At 74.1% G+C, this 14,083-nt stretch carries 15 protein-coding genes; 4 read left to right on the top strand and 11 right to left on the bottom strand.

The annotated features are described in order from the left end of the window. The gene (locus I4I81_RS02205) at window positions 1-1,152 is read left to right on the top strand and encodes an acyl-CoA dehydrogenase family protein (RefSeq protein WP_218604093.1); all 1,152 of its coding nucleotides are present in this window, start codon (window positions 1-3) and stop codon (window positions 1,150-1,152) included. A 49-nt stretch (window positions 1,153-1,201) separates the two neighbouring features. Then, a complete protein-coding gene (locus tag I4I81_RS02200) occupies window positions 1,202-1,816 on the top strand; it encodes a ribonuclease H family protein (protein WP_218616514.1) in 615 nt (204 codons plus the stop codon). Window positions 1,817-1,819: 3 nt separating this feature from the next. Here the strand turns inward: I4I81_RS02200 and I4I81_RS02195 are convergent, their stop codons facing one another. From I4I81_RS02195 to I4I81_RS02170, 6 genes are all read right to left on the bottom strand, one after another. After that, entirely contained in the window at window positions 1,820-2,851 is a 1,032-nt protein-coding gene (locus I4I81_RS02195; RefSeq protein WP_218602846.1) for a uroporphyrinogen decarboxylase family protein, read from the bottom strand. 28 nt (window positions 2,852-2,879) lie between these two features. Continuing rightward, window positions 2,880-3,839: a quinone oxidoreductase family protein gene (locus I4I81_RS02190; RefSeq protein ID WP_218602847.1), complete on the bottom strand. Its 960-nt coding sequence runs from the start codon at window positions 3,837-3,839 to the stop codon at window positions 2,880-2,882. Beyond that, entirely contained in the window at window positions 3,836-4,693 is an 858-nt protein-coding gene (locus I4I81_RS02185; protein WP_218602848.1) for a dioxygenase family protein, read from the bottom strand. The genes I4I81_RS02190 and I4I81_RS02185 overlap by 4 nt, the downstream gene beginning before the upstream one ends. 18 nt (window positions 4,694-4,711) lie before the next feature. Continuing rightward, window positions 4,712-5,491, bottom strand: coding sequence for a citryl-CoA lyase (locus I4I81_RS02180; RefSeq protein WP_218602849.1), 780 nt, complete (start codon window positions 5,489-5,491; stop codon window positions 4,712-4,714). Next, window positions 5,484-6,629, bottom strand: a complete 1,146-nt coding sequence (locus tag I4I81_RS02175; protein WP_218602850.1) for a CaiB/BaiF CoA transferase family protein — start codon at window positions 6,627-6,629, stop codon at window positions 5,484-5,486. The genes I4I81_RS02180 and I4I81_RS02175 overlap by 8 nt, the downstream gene beginning before the upstream one ends. Before the next feature lie 80 nt (window positions 6,630-6,709). Beyond that, window positions 6,710-7,510 carry an IclR family transcriptional regulator domain-containing protein gene (locus I4I81_RS02170; RefSeq protein WP_218602851.1) on the bottom strand — a complete coding sequence of 267 codons (801 nt, stop codon included), beginning with the start codon at window positions 7,508-7,510 and terminating at the stop codon, window positions 6,710-6,712. A gap of 140 nt (window positions 7,511-7,650) precedes the next feature. Here I4I81_RS02170 and I4I81_RS02165 point away from each other — a divergent pair, with 140 nt between their 5' ends. Then, the gene (locus I4I81_RS02165; RefSeq protein WP_218602852.1) at window positions 7,651-9,078 is read left to right on the top strand and encodes an amidohydrolase family protein; all 1,428 of its coding nucleotides are present in this window, start codon (window positions 7,651-7,653) and stop codon (window positions 9,076-9,078) included. Here I4I81_RS02165 and I4I81_RS02160 read toward each other — a convergent pair. Continuing rightward, the gene (locus I4I81_RS02160) at window positions 9,075-9,350 is read right to left on the bottom strand and encodes a GlsB/YeaQ/YmgE family stress response membrane protein (protein ID WP_218602853.1); all 276 of its coding nucleotides are present in this window, start codon (window positions 9,348-9,350) and stop codon (window positions 9,075-9,077) included. The two genes, I4I81_RS02165 and I4I81_RS02160, sit on opposite strands and share 4 nt — an antisense overlap. A 214-nt stretch (window positions 9,351-9,564) precedes the next feature. Here I4I81_RS02160 and I4I81_RS02155 point away from each other — a divergent pair, with 214 nt between their 5' ends. Further along, window positions 9,565-10,581, top strand: a complete 1,017-nt coding sequence (locus I4I81_RS02155; protein ID WP_218602854.1) for an isopenicillin N synthase family dioxygenase — start codon at window positions 9,565-9,567, stop codon at window positions 10,579-10,581. An 80-nt stretch (window positions 10,582-10,661) separates the two neighbouring features. Here I4I81_RS02155 and I4I81_RS02150 read toward each other — a convergent pair whose 3' ends face one another. The 4 genes from I4I81_RS02150 to I4I81_RS02135 are packed head-to-tail and all read right to left on the bottom strand — an operon-like array spanning window position 10,662 to window position 14,081. Further along, a complete protein-coding gene (locus I4I81_RS02150) occupies window positions 10,662-11,642 on the bottom strand; it encodes a 5-oxoprolinase subunit C family protein (RefSeq protein WP_218602855.1) in 981 nt (326 codons plus the stop codon). Continuing rightward, the gene (locus tag I4I81_RS02145) at window positions 11,639-12,511 is read right to left on the bottom strand and encodes a 5-oxoprolinase subunit B family protein (RefSeq protein WP_218602856.1); all 873 of its coding nucleotides are present in this window, start codon (window positions 12,509-12,511) and stop codon (window positions 11,639-11,641) included. The genes I4I81_RS02150 and I4I81_RS02145 overlap by 4 nt, the downstream gene beginning before the upstream one ends. After that, window positions 12,508-13,842 (bottom strand): acetyl-CoA carboxylase biotin carboxylase subunit, encoded by a 1,335-nt coding sequence (locus I4I81_RS02140; protein ID WP_218602857.1) that lies wholly within the window; start codon window positions 13,840-13,842, stop codon window positions 12,508-12,510. Before I4I81_RS02140 ends, I4I81_RS02145 begins: the two co-directional genes overlap by 4 nt. Then, the gene (locus I4I81_RS02135; protein WP_218602858.1) at window positions 13,839-14,081 is read right to left on the bottom strand and encodes an acetyl-CoA carboxylase; all 243 of its coding nucleotides are present in this window, start codon (window positions 14,079-14,081) and stop codon (window positions 13,839-13,841) included. Before I4I81_RS02135 ends, I4I81_RS02140 begins: the two co-directional genes overlap by 4 nt. Window positions 14,082-14,083: the final 2 nt, after the last annotated feature.

Genomic DNA, 14,083 nt, shown 5'->3' with positions numbered 1-14,083 from the left:
ATGGACTTCACCTTCGACACCGAGCAGAACGACCTGCGCGACGCCGTCCGCAGCATCCTCGAGCGCGCGTACGGCGCGATCGACCAGCGCCGTAAGGCCGTCGCCCAGGACCCCGGCTTCGACGAGCGCCTCTGGGCACAGCTCGCGGAGATGGGCCTGCTGGGCCTGCCCTTCGACGAGGCCGTGGGCGGCACCGGCGCGGGCCCGGTCGAGGTCGCGATCGTGGCCGAGGAGATCGGGCGGGTCATCGCCCCCGAGCCGTTCGTCGAGGCCGTCGTCCTCGCGGGCGGGCTCGTCGACGCCGCGGGCACCGACGCGCAGCGCGCCGAGGTGCTGGGCGGGATCGCCGACGGCAGCGTCCTGGCCGCGTTCGCGCACACCGAGCCCGGCAGCCGGTGGAGCACCACCGCCGCCGCGGTCACCGCGACGGAGGCCGACGGCGGATGGCGGCTCACCGGCGTCAAGGAGCCGGTGCCCAACGGTGCCCGCGCCGACGTGCTGGTGGTCAGCGCGGTCGCCGACGGCGCCACCCGGCTGTTCCTCGTGCGCGGCGACGCCGAGGGCGTGGCCCGGCACGGCTACCGCACCCACGACGGCGGCCGCGCGGCCAAGGTCCGCTTCGACGGGGCCCCCGCCGAGCTGCTCGGTGAGGGCACCGGCGACCGCCGCGCCGACATCGAGCGGGCGCTCGCGGTGGCCCGGATCGCCTACGCGCACGAGTCGGTCGGGGCGATGAGCACCGCCCTGACCACCACGACCGAGTACCTGAAGACCCGCAAGCAGTTCGGGGTCACCCTGAACACGTTCCAGGCGCTCACGTTCCGGGCGGCGGACATGTACGTCTCCCTGGAGCTGGCCCGCAGCATCGCGCTGTGGGCGACGCTGGTGGTCGACGCGGGCGGTGACGTCGTCACCGCCGCGGCCCGGGCCCGGCTGCAGACCGCGAAGGCCGGGCGGCACGTCGGCCAGGAGGCCATCCAGCTGCACGGCGGGATCGGCATGACGGCGGAGTACTCGGTGGGCCACTACACGAGCCGGCTCACCGCGATCGACCACCTGCACGGCGACGGGGACTGGGCGCTGGGCCGGCTCACCGCCGACGTCGGCGAGCGGGACGTCGTCGACCCGCTCGGCGCGCCCTACACCGGCTGAGCCCCTCCCTCCTCGGCACCCGGGCCCCGGATACGGTGTCCGGGTGCCGATGACCGCCAAGTACGCCACCACCTGCGGCGTCTGCTCGAACCGCGTCTCACCCGGCGAGGAGATCGCCCGCGCCGGCACCGGCTGGGGCCACGTGGCCTGCGCCGACGCCGCTCCGGCGGCGGGGAAGCCCGCGGCGAAGGCACCCGCGCGCGCGAAGAAGCCCGCCCGCCCCGACATGCCAGCCCCCGACGGCGCGCTCGAGGTCTGGACCGACGGCGCGTGCTCGGGCAACCCCGGCCCCGGCGGCTGGGCGTGGGCCACGCAGGACGGCCGCCGCGGCGCGGGCGGGGAGTCGCCGACCACCAACCAGCGCATGGAGATCCGGGCCGCGCTGGAGGCCGTCCGGGCGCTGGACGGGCCGCTGGTCGTCGTCAGCGACTCGACCTACGTCGTCAACTGCTTCCGCGACCGCTGGTGGAAGGGCTGGATCGACCGCGGCTGGGTCACCAGCGCGAAGAAGCCGGTCGTCAGCCGCGACCTGTGGGAGCCCCTGATCACCCTGGTCAACGAGCGCGGTGACGTGTCCTTCCGCTGGGTCAAGGGCCACTCCGGGGACGCCATGAACGACCTCGTCGACGAGCTCGCGGTGGAGCAGGCCCAGGCCGTGGCCTGAGCGTTACCCCAACTCGGCGCGCAGCAGCGCCGCCGCCCCGGACATCGCCCGCATCTTGCCCTCGGCCGCCTCGCGCGGCAGGTACTTCATGCCGCAGTCGGTGGAGATCACGATCCGCTCCGGGGCCGTGTGCGCGAACGCGCGACGCACCCGCCCGGCCACCGTCTCCGCGGTCTCGACGGCCGGGTCGGACAGGTCGATCACCCCGAGGATGATCGTCTTCCCGGCCAGGTCGGCGAGCACGCCCAGGTCCAGGCCCGACTGTGCGGTCTCGATCGACACCTGGTCGACCGGGCAGCCCGCCAGCTCCGGCAGGAACGAGTACCCCTCCGGCCGCTCGTGGATGATCGCGGCGTAGCCGAAGCAGATGTGCACCGCCGTGGTGCCGGTGACGCCGTCGAGCGCGGCGTTCAGCGCCGCGAGGCCGTAGGCGCGGGCGGCGTCCGGTCGGGCCTGCATGTACGGCTCGTCGATCTGCACGACGTCGGCGCCCGCCTCGTGCAGGGCGCGGATCTCGGCGTTCACCGCGGCCGCGTAGTCCATCGCGGCGGCCTCGGCGTCGGGGTAGTGGTCGTTCTGCGCCTGCTGGCTCATCGTGAACGGGCCGGGCACCGTCATCTTGATCGTCCGATCGGTGTGCGCGCGCAGGAACCGCACGTCGTCGACCTCGACCGGACGCGTGCGCCGGATCGGGCCGGTGATCCGCGGGACCGGGTTGGGGTGCCCGCTGCGGTCGAGGGCACTGCCGGGGTTGTCGACGTCGACGCCGTCCAGGGCCGTCGCGAAGTGGTTGGAGTAGGACTCGCGCCGGATCTCCCCGTCGGTGACGACGTCGAGCCCGGCGTCCTCCTGCGCGCGGATCGCGAGCAGCGTCGCGTCGTCCTGGGCCTGGGCGAGGAACTCCGGGGCCACGCGCCACAGCTCCTTCGCCCGCACCCGGGGAGGGAAGCGACCGGCCAGCTTCGCGCGGTCGATCAGCCAGTCGGGCTGGGCGTAGGAGCCGACCAGCGACGTCGGGAGCAGGGGCAGGCTCACGGGAGCTCCGTTCTCGGGGGTCTGGCGGTCAGGGGACGAGCACGATCCGCCCGCGGGCGGTCCCGTCGCGCTGGCGGGTCCAGGCGTCGGTGGCGTCGGTGAGCGGCACGCGCTCGTACCCGACGGTCAGGCGGCGCTCCGCGGCGAAGCGGCACACCGCCTGCACCGCGTCGCGGCGGGTGTCCGTGTCGAGGGAGGCGTTGGTGTAACCCAGCACGTCGAGGGAGCAGCTGCGCAGCGTCGCCGAGTCGACGGGGCTGGAGTCGGCGGCCGACCCGCCGAGGTTCACCAACCGGCCGCCGGGGCGCAGCGTCGACAGGGCGGCGGCGGCCGGGGCACCGGAGAGCGGGTCGATCACCAGGTCCGCGCCGCCCGAGGCCTCGGCCAGGCGGGCGGCCAGGTCGTCGCGGGCGTCGAGCAGCACGGTGGCGTCGGCGCCCCGCGACCGGGCCAGGTCCAGCGCCGACGCCGACCGCGCGCACGCCACGACCCGGCCCGCCCCGGCGAGGCGCGCCAGCTGCACCGCGGCCTGCCCGACGACCCCGCCGGCCCCGAGCACGATCACCGTCTCCCCCGGGGCCAGGCGCCCGCGCCGGGTCAGGCACATCCACGCGGCCACGGCCGAGAGCCCCAGCGCCGCGGCGAGCACCGGGTCGACGCCCGGCGGCAGTGCGACGACGTCGGCGGCGGTGACCGCGGCGCGCTGCGCCAGGCTGCCGTCGCCGGGGGCCATCCCGGCCGTCGTCGCGAACCAGACGGGGGTACCCGCGGCGAGGTCGCCGAGCGGACCGGCGAGCGTGCCGACGCCCTGCACCCCCGGGACGTACGGCGTGGCGGGCGCCCCGAAGTAGGAGGTGCCCGACGCGCACAGCAGGTCGAGCGGGGTGATCGGCGCGGCCTGGACCGCGACCAGCGCCTCCCCCGCCGGGTCGGGCAGCTCCGCGACCTCGGGCGCCTGCCCGGGTGCGCGGATCTGCGCGGCGATCACGTGGGCTGCAGCACGACGTCGAAGCGCGCCTCGAGCCACGGCACGTCGCAGGTGCCGCCGTCCGGGGTCGGGCCGGGCCCGCGCTCGGTGAACGCCACGACCAGCTCCGGCTTCGTCCCGAACACGACGTCGCTGTCGAGGTACTCCGCCCCCTCCCGGAACAGGTGCGTGATCAGCGGGTGGAACCCCGGGACGTCGACGAGGACGTGCACGTGGGCCGGCCGGTAGTGGCTGATCGCCGTCTGCGCGATGAGTTCGCCGACCGGGCCGTCCATCGGGATCGCGTAGCCCTTCGGCGCGATGGTCCGCACGCAGTACGTCCCGTCGGGCCGGGCGGTGTACTTCGCGCGCAGCCGGGCCTCGTCGACGGGGAGCTGGGCCTCGTAGGCGCCGTCCTCGTCGGCCTGCCACACGTCGAGCACCGCCCCGGCGACGGGCGTGCCGTCCAGCGCGCGGACCGTGCCGGACAGGTAGAGCGGCGCCCCGGGCAGGCCCTGGCTCATGTCCTCGCCGAACCCCAGCTCGGGCGAGCCGTCGATGTGGAACGGCCCGAGCACCGTCGCGGGGGTCGCCGCCGGGTCGAGGTCGTGGTTGAGCTGCACGACGAGCATGCTCAGCCCGAGCACGTCGGAGGCGAGGATGAACTCCTCGCGCTTGGCGTCGCTGATCTGGCCGGTCCGCGTCAGCCACCGGATCGCCGCCATCCACTCGGCCTCGGTGAGCCTGACCTCGCGCGCGAAGTCGTGCAGGTGCCGGACCAGCGCCGTGAGGACCTCGCCGGTGCGCGGGTCGTGCGCGGTGCCCCAGCGCTGCACGGCGAGGTCGGTGACGGTGTCCTCGGTGACGGCGTCCATCGCTTCCCCTTCAGTCCTTCAGTACGGGTCGGGCTCGACGGACCGGTTGTTGAGGTCCACCGACAGGAAGATGTCGTTGCCGACGGGGTGGCGCAGCTCCTCGGCGAGCTGCCCGATCAGGCCCGCGGTGCGGGCGAGGAGCGCGAACCCGCGCAGCAGCTCCAGCGGGAGCCCGAGATCGGCGAGCGCGGCGCCGCAGACACCGGCGCCGTTGAGCGGCAGCGTCTTCCCCAGCACCTGCGGGTGCACCCGGCCGATCGCGGCGAACAGCGACAGGTGCGGCCCGTACAGGCCCTCCTCGGCGGCGATGGCGAACAGCCGCGGGGTGCGGGGGTCGCCGTCCTTGTGCACGTGGTGGCCCAGGCCCGGGACGAACCGCTTCGCCTCGCGCTGGGCGCGCACCACCTCCAGCGCGACCGCGTCCCAGCCGGCGTCGTCGACGGGGAGGTCGGCGGGCAGGTGGGCGTGCAGGAAGCGGCCGCAGTCCTCGGTGACGCCCAGGAACCGCGACCCGCCGCCGAGCAGGCCCGCGGCGAGCGCACCCTGCACGGAGTCGGGCGCGGAGAGGTAGGTGAGCCGGGTGACGATCGCGGTCGGGGTGAACCCGTGGTCGGCGAGCGCGGCGAGCACGGCCTCGAAGACGCGGGTCTCCCCGGGCGTCGGGCGGCGCTGGGTGGCGAGCCAGAACGCCAGCTCGCCGAACCCGACCGTGCCCATGACGTCGTCGGCGAGGTCGTGGCCGAGCAGGGTGATCGTCTCGCGGGTGGAGGCGCCCAGCGCGGTGGGGTACTCAGGCATCGGGCTCTCCCAGCCACTTCCGCAGTTCGGCCCCGTGCTCGTCGAGCTCCGGCGGGGGGAGCCGGTAGGACGCGGGGGTCGCGGAGAACCGGATCGGGTGCCGGGTCGTGGGCACGGCGCGGTCGCCCTCCCCCACCTCGACGACCGGGTCGAGGCCGAACCGCTCGGCCATCGCGAACCCGCCGTCGATGCTCTGGATCGGCCCGCACGGCACACCGACGGCGGTGAGCGCCTCGAACCACTCGACGGCGCCGCGGGTGGCGAGCCGCTCCTCCAGGACCGGACGCAGCTCCTCCCGGTTCCTCGTCCGGTCGGCGTTGTGGGCGAAGCGCGGGTCGTCGGCCACCCCGGGTATCCCCAGCACGTCGCACAGCCGCCGGAACTGGCCGTCGTTGGCCGCGGCGACGATGAGGTCGTCGTCGGCGGTGGGCAGCGGCTCGTAGGGGAAGACGCTGGGGTGCGCGTTGCCCATGCGGGTCGGCACCACCCCGCCGGCGACGTAGGCCGAGCTGTGGTTGACCAGCCCGGTCAGCGCGGAGGACAGCAGGTTGACCTCGACGTGCTGGCCCTCGCCGGTCGCGTCGCGGTGGCGCAGGGCGGCGAGGATGCCGATGACGGCGTGGTTGCCCGCCATCACGTCGAACACCGAGATGCCCGCGCGGTACGGCGGCCCGTCCGGGGAGCCGGTGAGGCTCATCAGGCCGGAGATCGCCTGCACCATCAGGTCGTAGCCGGGCACGTGCGCGCCCGCGCCGGACCCGAACCCGCTGATCGAGGCGTAGACGGTGCGGGGGTCGGCGGCGCGGACGGACTCGTAGTCCAGGCCGTACTTGGCGAGACCGCCCGGCTTGAAGTTCTCGATCACGACGTCGGCGCGGCGGGCCAGCTCGCGGGCCACCGCGGCGTCGGCGTCGTCGCGCAGGTCGAGCGCGATCGACCGCTTCCCGCGGTTGACCCCCAGGTAGTACGTGGAGGTCTCGTCGCGGACGGGCGGCATCCAGGTGCGCGTCTCGTCGCCCTGCGGGCTCTCGACCTTCACGACCTCGGCACCCAGGTCCGCCAGCAGCATCGTGGCGTACGGCCCGGCGAGGACGCGGGAGAGGTCGGCGACCAGCACCCCCGCCAACGGTCCCGTCATGCACCCTCCTCGTCCGTCGGGCGGACAACTGTCCGCCCACTCGCGAGTCTGCGCCCGGGCCCCGCGGAGGTCAAGTCGGGTCAGGACACCGCGACGTGCGGCACGTCCTGCACCCGCGCGAAGTCCGCGCTGATCTCCCCCGCGGCCTGCAGCAGCAGCGGGAGGTGGTGCCCCAGCAGGTGGTCGACCGTGGTCTCGGCGGCGTGGCAGTTGACGTTGAGCCCGGCGATCACCCGCCCGGACCCGTCGCGCAGCGGGGCGGCGACCGACCGGATGCCGAGCGTCAGCTGCTCGTCGGTCAGCGCCCAGCCCCGCGCCCGCACCTCGCGCAGCGCGGCGTCGCGCTCGGCGCGGTCGGGCCGCCAGCGGGCCGTCAGCCCGGAGCGGGTGGGCTGGGCCAGCACCGCCTCCAGCTCGTCGACGGGCAGCGCCGCGAGCTGGACCTTGCCCAGCGACGTCGGCAGGGCCGGGAACCGGGTCCCGATCTGCACGGTCAGCGACACGATCTTGGGGACCGACACCCGGGCGACGTAGACGATGTCGGAGCCGTCGAGCTGCGCGATGGAGACCGACTCGTTCGTGCGGGCGCCCAGCTTCTCCATGTGCGGGCGGGCGACGTCCCACAGCCCCTGCGACCGGACGTAGGCGACGCCGAGGTCGAGCACCCGCGGCGTGAGCGCGTAGCCGCGGCCCTCGCTGCGGACGTAGCCGAGCTCGTCGAGCGTGATCAGGATGCGCCGGGCCGTGGGGCGCGCGAGGCCGGTGGCCGCGGCGACCTCGGCGAGCGACATCGACGGCCGGTCGGGTCCGAAGGCCGCGATCACCTCCAGACCGCGGGCCAGCGCCTCGATGAAGTCGGGGCCCGCGCCTTCGCGTGGCATCGCACGGTCCCCTCTCGACGCGGCCGGTCCTGCGCAGGGTAACCGACCGGATTGACAGCGACGCCGACCTGCGCGACAGTCAGCTCGATCCCACTTGTCCGTCAGACGGACGAGTGTACGCAGATGGAGGAGTGACCGCGATGAACGAGCGTCCGGTGGTCCTGCGGGGCGGCACCGTCCTGACCGTCGACGCCGGGCGCAGCGTGCTGCCCGGGCACGACGTGCTGGTCGTCGGCGACGTCATCGCCGCGATCGGGCGCGACCTGGAGGTGCCCGCCGGCACCGAGGAGATCGACGCCACCGGCGGCGTCGTCATGCCCGGCATGATCGACACCCACCGGCACATGTGGCAGACGGCGATGCGCGGCTACGGCGCCGACTGGACGCTCACCCAGTACTTCGTCTGGTACTACCTGGAGTGGGGCAAGATCTTCCGCCCGGAGGATATCCACGCCGGCAACCTGCTCGGGGCGTGGGAGGCCCTCGACGCGGGCGTCACCACCACCGTCGACTGGTCGCACGGGCTGCAGACCACCGCCCACGCCGACGCCGCCGTCGACGCGCTGGAGGCGGTGCCGGGCCGGTTCGTCCTCGCCTACGGCAACATCCAGGACGCCCCCGCGAACTGGACGGCCACCCCGGAGTTCCGCGACTTCGTCTCCCGCCGCGGCTCCGGCACCGACCTGCTCGGCTTCCAGCTCGCCTTCGACGTCACCGGCGACCCGGCGTTCCCCGAGAAGCCGGCGTTCGAGGTCGCGCGCGAGCTCGGCGTGCCCGTCAGCACGCACGCCGGGGTCTGGGGCGCCACGAACGACGACGGCATCAAGCTGATGCACGACCACGGGTTCATGACCCCGGAGACGGTGTACGTCCACGCGGCCACGCTGTCGGCCGACTCCTACCACCGCATCGCGGCGACCGGCGGGTCCGTCTCCGTCTCGACGGAGAGCGAGCAGAGCGCGGGCCAGGGCTACCCGCCCACGTGGGCGCTGCGCGCACACGGCATCCCGGTGTCGCTGTCGATGGACACCAGCGTCTGGTGGAGCGGTGACCTGTTCTCCGCGATGCGCAGCACGCTGGGCGCCGACCGCTCGCGCGAGCACCTGGAGGCACACGCGGCGGGCGAGACCGTCACGCACTCGTCGCTGCGCGCCGACCAGGTCGTGGAGTGGGCCACCCGTGGCGGGGCTGCGGCGCTGGGCCGGGAGTCGGAGCTGGGCAGCGTCGAGGTGGGCAAGAAGGCCGACATCGTGCTGATCAGGAACGACCACTCCCCCGTGTCGTTCCCGCTGCTCAACCCGCACGGGCACGTCGCGTTCCAGGCGCAGCGCGCCGACGTGCACACCGTGCTGGTGAACGGGCGCGTGGTGAAACGCGACGGCCGCCTCGTCGACGTCGACCTGTCCGCCGTGCGGCACACCGTCGAGCGGACGGTGGAGCACCTGCGCTCCACGATGGGCGAGGACGCCTGGCTGCAGGGGATGAACCCCGACGTCCCGGAGACGAAGGTGCTGGACAACCCGTACACCTACACCGACTACCGGAGCGCCGGGACCCACGGTTCCTAGAGGCGGTTCTGCTTGCGGCCGGTGACCCGGTTGTAGACCAGCAGCACGATCACCGCACCGATGATCGAGCCGATCCAGCCGGCGGGCTGGAAGCCGCGGAAACCGACCGTGAGCAGGCCGAAGATCAGCCCACCCAGCACGGACCCGACGACGCCGACCGCGATCGTGCGCGCGATGCCGATGTGGTCCTTGCCGGGCACGATCGCGCGGGCGATGAAGCCGGCGATCAGGCCGAAGACGACCCATCCGATGATGGTCCCGATGACTCCCATTGCCCGGCTCCTCGGTCGTGACGGTGGCACACGTGATCAGGTGCTGGTTCCGTTGTACCGCTGGACCCGGCCCGGCGCATGCGACGGCCCCGGGTCACCGGTGACCCGGGGCCGCGCACGTGGCGCGTCCGCTCCCCAGCGACGCGCAAGAGTTGCCGAGGAAGGATTTGCCGGTCGTTGCCGAGGCGTTACACCGGCGTCCAGACTGGACGACATGGCCGACCCGATCCCCGTCCTGTCGCTCGCCGGGTCCCGCGGCGCCGACGGCCGGTTCACCCCCGGCTTCCTCGACGGCCTGCGCGGCCCCCTGCACGAGGTCGGGTTCCTGCAGCTCACCGACTTCGGGGCGGCGCCGGGGCAGGTCCAGGAGCTGACCGCGCTGTGCGACCGCTTCTTCGCGCTGCCGATCGAGGACCGGCTCGCCCTGGACAACCGGCACTCCCCGCACTTCCGCGGCTACACCCGGCTGGGCCACGAGATCACCGCGGGCCACCCCGACGCGCGCGAGCAGCTCGACTTCGCCCCCGAGCAGCCGGTACGCCCGCCCGGGTCGTGGGACGCGCCGTTCCGGCTGCTGGAGGGCCCCAACCAGTGGCCGTCCGCGCTGCCGGAGCTGCGGCCCGCGGTGCTGGCGTGGACCGACCTGCTCGGCCGCGTCGGCGTCGAGCTGACCCGCGCCCTCGCCGTGTCCCTCGGGCTCGCCGAGGACCACTTCGACGCCCTGTTCGCCGGTGACCCGCACTGGTTCGGCAAGGTCATCCGCTACGTCGGCGGCACCGGGGACGCGCAGGGCGTCGGGCCGCACGCCGACTGGGGCTTCCTGACGCTGCTGCTGCAGGACGGCACCGGCGGCCTGCAGGCGCGGCTGCCCCGGACGCGGGAGTGGGTGGACGTGCCGCCGCTGCCCGGCGCGCTCGTCGTCAACGTCGGGGAGATGCTGGAGGTCGCCACCCACGGCTATCTCGCCGCCACCGTGCACCGGGTGCTGCCGTGCGCCCCCGGCGCCACCCGGCAGTCGGTCGGGTTCTTCTGGTCGCCGCGCCTGGACGCCGTGCTGGAGCCGGTGCCGCTGACCCCCGAGCTCGCCGCCCGCGCCCCCGGCGTCACCGAGACGGAGCAGAACGCCCTGCTCCCCCGGTTCGGTGACAACGCGTTGAAGGGCTGGCTCCGCTCCCACCCCGAGGTCGCCGCCCGGCACCACCCGGACCTGGTCGGTGCGCCGGAGCGGTAGCCCACCCGCGCGCACCTTCCCGCATCCCGCGCACGCCCGGACGTGCGCGAGGCACGAGTAGGTGCGCGGAACCGGCCGCCTCAGGCCAGCGCCTCCCGCAGCCGCCCGTCCCGGGCCCGCCGCTCGGCCCGCAGCGCGAGGGCGCCGTCGAGGTCGACCTCCACGAACCGGGTGCGGGTGCCGGGTGCCGACTGGGCGACCACGTCGAGGTCACCGGACAGCACGGTCGCGACCATCATGTAGCCGCCGCCGGACACCGCGTCGCGGTGCAGCACGATCGGCTCGACGCTGCCCGGCACCTGGATCGACCCGATCGGGTACGGGGCGTCGACGATGTTCGACGGGTCCTGCCCGGCCCCGAACGGCGGCTCGCGGTCGACGGTCTCCAGCTCGGCGCCGGAGTAGCGGAAGCCGATGCGGTCGGCGACGGGCGTGAGCTTCCAGGTGGTGTCCAGGAACGTCGCGCGGCCGCCCGCGGTGAGCCGGTGGTCGTAGAGGCCCATCATCACCCGCACCTCGACGTCCTTCGAGTACGTCGTGCGCAGGTCGGCGGGCACGCTCCGCCCGGCCACGACCTCAGATCCAGGGCCGGACCCGGAGCCGACCGGGAGCACGTCCCCGGCGGCCAGCGGCCGCCCGGAGAACCCGCCGAGCGCGCCGAGCCCGTAGGTGGAGCGGCTGCCCAGCACCACGGGCACGTCGACGCCGCCGGAGACCGCGACGTAGGCCCGCGCCCCACCGGTGAGGTAGGCGAAGGACAGCACGTCCCCGGCGTCGACGGCGAAGGACTCCCACTGCGGGCGCTCCTCCCCGTTGACCTTCGGCACCATCGCCGCACCCGTCACCGCGACGACCGCGGCGGCGGTGAAGACCAGCTCGGGGCCCATGTAGACGCACTCGAGCACCGCGTCGCCCTCGGCGTTGCCGACGAGCAGGTTGGCCGCGCGCAACGAGTACTGGTCGAGCGCGCCCGACGGCGGGATGCCCAGGTCGTAGTAGCCGGTGCGGCCGGCGTCCTGCACCGTGGTCGACAGACCGGGCTTGCGCACCTCGATCGTCATGCGAGCACCTCCAGCAGGCGGGCGTTGTAGCCGTCGGGGTCGTCGAGGAACGGGGCCAGCGCGAACTCCACCGGCGCCTGCCGGATGCGGAACGTGCCCGCCTCCACCTCCGCCAGCTGCGCGTCGTACTCGTCGCGGTCGATCGGCCGGAACTTCACGATGTCGCCGGGGCGGAAGAACACCATGAAGTCGGTGAAGTCCGGCAGCGACTGCGTGGGGTCGTAGATCGGGGCCGCCGTGATGCCGAACATCTGGTAGCCGCCGGCGCCGCGCACCGAGTAGATGCAGGAGAAGCAGCCGCCGTAGCCGACCGTCTGCTTCGGCGTGTCGGTGCGCGGGCGCAGGTACTTCGGCACCACGATCTGCCGGTCCCGGGGCACCATCTGGTACTTGAACGGCAGGCCCGCGACGAACCCGACCATCGAGGTGAACCACGGCGACCCGGAGTGGGCGGCGATGAACTCGTCCTCGGAGGCGTAGCCGTTGATCCGCGCGGCGTAGGAGATGTCGGTGCCGTCGGGGTCCTGGTGGCGGTCGCGGAACCGCATCAGGGTCTCGGTCGTCCACGGGTCGCGGTAGAGCACCGGGATCTCCAGCACCCGGGTGGGCAGCGCGACGTCGGACGCGTCGCCCACCTGCTCCTCCAGCTCCTGGAGCTGGGCCATCAGTGCGTGCGGGTCGAGCACGTCCGGGTCGTAGCGCACCTGGTAGGAGGCGTTGGCCGGGCAGATGTCGACCAGCCCGTCGGGGCGCTGCTCGCGCAGGGCGTTCGTGATCGCCATCGCCCGGAAGTTGGCCTGCAGGCTCATCTCCTCGGCGAGCTCGACGAAGACGAACTCGTCGCCGCCCCAGCTGTAGCGCGCGCTCATAGCCACTCCTCCAGCGTTCCGGTGTGGAACTCCCCCGCGGCGAACCACGGCTCGTCCAGCAGTGCCCGGTGCATCGACGTCGTCGTCGGCACCCCCTCGACCTCCAGCTCGGCCAGCGCGCGGCGTGAGCGGCGGATCGCCTCGTCGCGGTCGGCGCCCCAGACGATGACCTTGGCCAGCAGCGAGTCGTAGTACGGCGAGACGGTGGAGTCGGACTCCAGCCAGGTGTCGCTGCGCACCCACGGACCGGCCGGCAGGTGGACCCGCCCCACCTTCCCGGGCTGCGGCAGGAACCCCTTGTCCGGGTCCTCCGCGCAGATCCGGAACTCGATCGCGTGCCCGCGCGCCACGACGTCGTCCTGGGCGAGCCGCAGCGGCTCCCCCGCGGCGATCCGCAGCTGCTCGGCCACCAGGTCGACGCCCGTGACGAGCTCGGTCGTCGGGTGCTCCACCTGGATGCGGGTGTTCATCTCGATGAAGAAGTACTCGCCCGTCTCGTCGTCGACGAGGAACTCGACGGTGCCCGCGCTGCGGTAGCCGCACTCGGTGGCCAGCCGCACCGCGGCCTCGGTCATCGCCGCGCGCACGTCGTCACCGATCCCGGGGGCGGTGGCCTCCTCGACGACCTTCTGCCTGCGGCGCTGCAGCGAGCACTCGCGCTCGAACAGGTGCACCGCCGACCCGCCGTCGCCGAGTACCTGCACCTCGACGTGCCGCGCCCGGCGGACGAACCGCTCCAGGTACATGCGGCCGTCACCGAACGCGGTGGACGCCTCGCGCGACGCCTGCGGGAAACCCTTCCGCAGCTCCGCCTCGTCCTCGACGACCCGGATGCCGCGCCCGCCCCCGCCCGCGGCGGCCTTGAGCATCACCGGGTAGCCGACCTCGTCCGCGGCCGCGACCGCGGCGTCGACGTCCTCGACGCCACCGGGCGTGCCCGGCACGGTCGGGACGCCCGCGTCGCGCGCGACCTCGCGCGCCGCGACCTTGTCGCCCATCCGCTCGATCGTCGCGGCGTCGGGGCCGACGAACGTCAGCCCGGCGTCGGCGACGGCCGCCGCGAACGACGCCCGCTCCGAGAGGAACCCGTAGCCGGGGTGCACCGCGTCGGCGCCGGACTCCTTCGCCGCCTCGATCAGGCCCTCGATGACGAGGTAGCTCTTGGACGCCTGCGCCGGTCCGATCGCGACGGCCCGGTCGGCGCGCCGCACGTGCGGCGCGTCGACGTCGGCGGCGCTGTGCACCGCCACCGTCTCGATGCCGAGGTCACGGGCGGCGCGGACGATCCGGACGGCGATCTCGCCGCGGTTGGCGACGAGCAGCCGCCTCACGCCTCGATCACCGCCACGGCCTGCCCCGCGTCGACCTCGGCCTCGTTCTCCACCAGGAACTCCACCACGGTGCCCGCCGCACCGGCCGGCACCTCGTGGAAGGACTTCATGACCTCGACCAGGCCGACCGGGTCGTCGGCGCCGACGGTCTCCCCGGTGTCGGTGAACAGCGGGCTGTCCGGGTCGGGGCGGCGGTAGAACACGCCGGGGATGGGTGAGACGACCTCGTGGCGGGCCATGG

The organism is Pseudonocardia abyssalis (genome assembly GCF_019263705.2).
Lineage (GTDB): Bacteria > Actinomycetota > Actinomycetes > Mycobacteriales > Pseudonocardiaceae > Pseudonocardia > Pseudonocardia abyssalis.
This window is presented reverse-complemented; position numbering and strand designations above follow the sequence as displayed.

Coding starts and splice junctions, on each gene's coding strand:
- I4I81_RS02205 (WP_218604093.1), top strand. CDS start 1: ATGGACTTCACCTTCGACACCGAGCAGAACGACCTGCGCGACGCCGTC.
- I4I81_RS02200 (WP_218616514.1), top strand. CDS start 1,202: ATGACCGCCAAGTACGCCACCACCTGCGGCGTCTGCTCGAACCGCGTC.
- I4I81_RS02185 (WP_218602848.1), bottom strand. CDS start 4,693: ATGGACGCCGTCACCGAGGACACCGTCACCGACCTCGCCGTGCAGCGC.
- I4I81_RS02180 (WP_218602849.1), bottom strand. CDS start 5,491: ATGCCTGAGTACCCCACCGCGCTGGGCGCCTCCACCCGCGAGACGATC.
- I4I81_RS02175 (WP_218602850.1), bottom strand. CDS start 6,629: ATGACGGGACCGTTGGCGGGGGTGCTGGTCGCCGACCTCTCCCGCGTC.
- I4I81_RS02170 (WP_218602851.1), bottom strand. CDS start 7,510: ATGCCACGCGAAGGCGCGGGCCCCGACTTCATCGAGGCGCTGGCCCGC.
- I4I81_RS02165 (WP_218602852.1), top strand. CDS start 7,651: ATGAACGAGCGTCCGGTGGTCCTGCGGGGCGGCACCGTCCTGACCGTC.
- I4I81_RS02160 (WP_218602853.1), bottom strand. CDS start 9,350: ATGGGAGTCATCGGGACCATCATCGGATGGGTCGTCTTCGGCCTGATC.
- I4I81_RS02155 (WP_218602854.1), top strand. CDS start 9,565: ATGGCCGACCCGATCCCCGTCCTGTCGCTCGCCGGGTCCCGCGGCGCC.
- I4I81_RS02150 (WP_218602855.1), bottom strand. CDS start 11,642: ATGACGATCGAGGTGCGCAAGCCCGGTCTGTCGACCACGGTGCAGGAC.
- I4I81_RS02145 (WP_218602856.1), bottom strand. CDS start 12,511: ATGAGCGCGCGCTACAGCTGGGGCGGCGACGAGTTCGTCTTCGTCGAG.
- I4I81_RS02135 (WP_218602858.1), bottom strand. CDS start 14,081: ATGGCCCGCCACGAGGTCGTCTCACCCATCCCCGGCGTGTTCTACCGC.